The sequence below is a fragment of the Rudaea sp. genome, from assembly GCF_036383415.1.
Classification (GTDB): Bacteria; Pseudomonadota; Gammaproteobacteria; order Xanthomonadales; family Rhodanobacteraceae; genus Rudaea.
This window is the reverse complement of record NZ_DASVOK010000327.1, coordinates 1-2,110: the sequence shown is the minus strand read 5'-3', so window position 1 is coordinate 2,110 and position 2,110 is coordinate 1. Positions and strand designations below refer to the sequence as shown.

The window sequence follows — 2,110 nt, the reverse complement described above, 5'->3', positions numbered from 1 at the left end:
CGGCGGCCCGAGGATTTCCCAGCCGCGGTAGTCGCAGCGGATCGGCTGCCGCTCGACGGTTTTATAAGCCGCGAGATCCTCTTGCGCGACGAAGCCGCCATTCTTCTTCATGTAGTCGACCAGGATGTCGCCGAGCGGTCCCTGGTAGAGCGCGTTGTCGCCGTGATCGGCGATGTATTTCAGCGTCTCGGCATACTCGGCCTGCACCACGCGCTCGCCCGGCTTCAGCGGGGTGCCGCCAGGCAGGTAGATCGCCGCGATCGGCTTGTCCTTCAGCATCTCCTCGGCGCCGTCGGTAATGCATTCATGCAAGTAAGGCGTTGCCGCATAGCCGCGCGCGGCATGCTTGATCGCGGGCTGCATCACGTCGGCGAGGCTCATGGTGCCGAAGCGGCGCAGGGTTTCGCACCACGCCTTCAACGAGCCCGGCACCGCGACCGCCTTCGGCCCGTTCAAATTCTCGTTGCCGACGGTGTCGAACACGTCATGCGCCGAACCGGGCTTCGAGGTGTAGGTATCCGGCCGCACCGCCTTCGGCACCGTGCTCTGACCGTCGATGAACCGATGGCTGCCGTCGGCGAGGCGGATATGTGCCATGCCGCCGCCGATGATGCCGACCATCATCGGCTCGACCACGGTCAGCGTGAACAGGGTCGCGATCGCTGCATCGATGGCATTGCCGCCGGCAGCCAGCATCTCGGCGCCGGCGCTCGATGCCAGCGGATGATTGCTCACCACCATGCCGCGGCTACTGGTGGCCGGTTGCTTCTCGCACTGAAAGCTTGTCGCGGCGCGATCGCGCCAGTTGCCGTTCATCGCCATTGTGTTCTCGTTGTTGATGGAGCGATGGGACCCATGTTCTGCGGCCTCGCATCCGCGGTCAAGACGCCGCGAATTTCCCCACGGCGGCATTCGCAACCGGGGTCACGTCGCCGGGCGATCGCGCAGCCAAGTTTCGCGCGTGACCTTCCACTTCTCCGCTCGGGATTCGCCATTGTGGTGCGGAAGTTCGACGAAGCCGACGAATTCGGCTCCGGTCTTCTGCTTGACCCGGCGCGAGCCGACGTTGGATGGCGCGTTGCAGACATGGAAGTGATCGAGGTCGAGCGTCAGGAAGGCGAAATCATTCACCGCAGCGATCGCCTCAGTCATGAGACCCTGATTCCAGTATGGCTCGGCAAGCCAGAATCCACGATTGCCCTTGCGGCCGTCGGCGCGCGGGCGGAAGTTGATGTTGCCGATCGCCTCGCCATCACCGGCGCGCAGCACCAGCACCCATTGATAGCTTTCCTCACCGGCCGCGATCTTGTCCAGCTCGCGCTTGATGAAGGTTTCCGCGCCGTCGTCGGGATAGGGCCACGGCACCACCGTGGCGAGAGTCTTGATCACGTTCCAATTGTTGAAGTGACGCTGGATCGCTGCGGCATCCGACAGCGCAAGCGGCCGCAGGATCAGGCGCCGCGTCTCGATGCGTGGCGTCGCGAACATGTTATTTCTGGCACTTCGGGCACCAGAACGTGGAGCGGCCGTTCTGGGTGAAACGCCTGACGATGCCGCCACAGCCCGACGTGCGGCAGGTCTCGCCTTCGCGGTCATAGACCTGGAACGAATGCTGGAAGTAACCGAGATCGCCGTTGGTCAGCCGATGGTCGCTGATCGAGGAGCCGCCGGCCTTGATCGCCTGGTTGAGCACCGAATGGATCGCATCGACCAGCCGTTTGGCATGGTCAGTGGGCTCGGCCTTCTTGGTTGCAAGCGTCGCGGCCAATCGCCGCGGCGACAAATGCGAGCGAAACAGCGCCTCGCAGACATAGATGTTGCCAAGTCCCGCCACCACGCGCTGATCGAGTAGCGCGGCCTTCAGGCTGGTCTTCTTGTTGTGGCAGGCGCGCGCCAGCATCGCGGCGTCGAATTCGTTACCGAGCGGCTCGGGGCCGAGCCCCTTCAACAATGGTTCATCCTCGATCGCGTTGCGGGCGATGATCTTCATGTAGCCGAAGCGCCGCGGATCGTTGAACACGACGGCCGCGCCCGACGACATGTGGAACACGACATGATCGTGCGCGCGATCCTCGCTGCGCGGATAATGAAACTTCCCCGGCGCCGCCGC

3 protein-coding genes are annotated in these 2,110 nt (G+C 63.9%); all 3 read right to left on the bottom strand.

Translation table 11 applies throughout. The features are described from left to right. On the bottom strand, nt 1–741 hold a 741-nt coding region (locus tag VF497_RS12390; RefSeq protein WP_330889139.1), incomplete at its 3' end, for a gamma-glutamyltransferase. Between the two features lie 183 nt (nt 742–924). Beyond that, nucleotides 925–1,488: a GNAT family N-acetyltransferase gene (locus tag VF497_RS12385; protein WP_330889137.1), complete on the bottom strand. Its 564-nt coding sequence runs from the start codon at nt 1,486–1,488 to the stop codon at nt 925–927. A 1-nt stretch (nt 1,489) separates the two neighbouring features. Then, a partial coding sequence (mutM, locus tag VF497_RS12380) for a bifunctional DNA-formamidopyrimidine glycosylase/DNA-(apurinic or apyrimidinic site) lyase (protein ID WP_330889135.1) occupies nt 1,490–2,110 on the bottom strand: 621 nt, incomplete at its 5' end.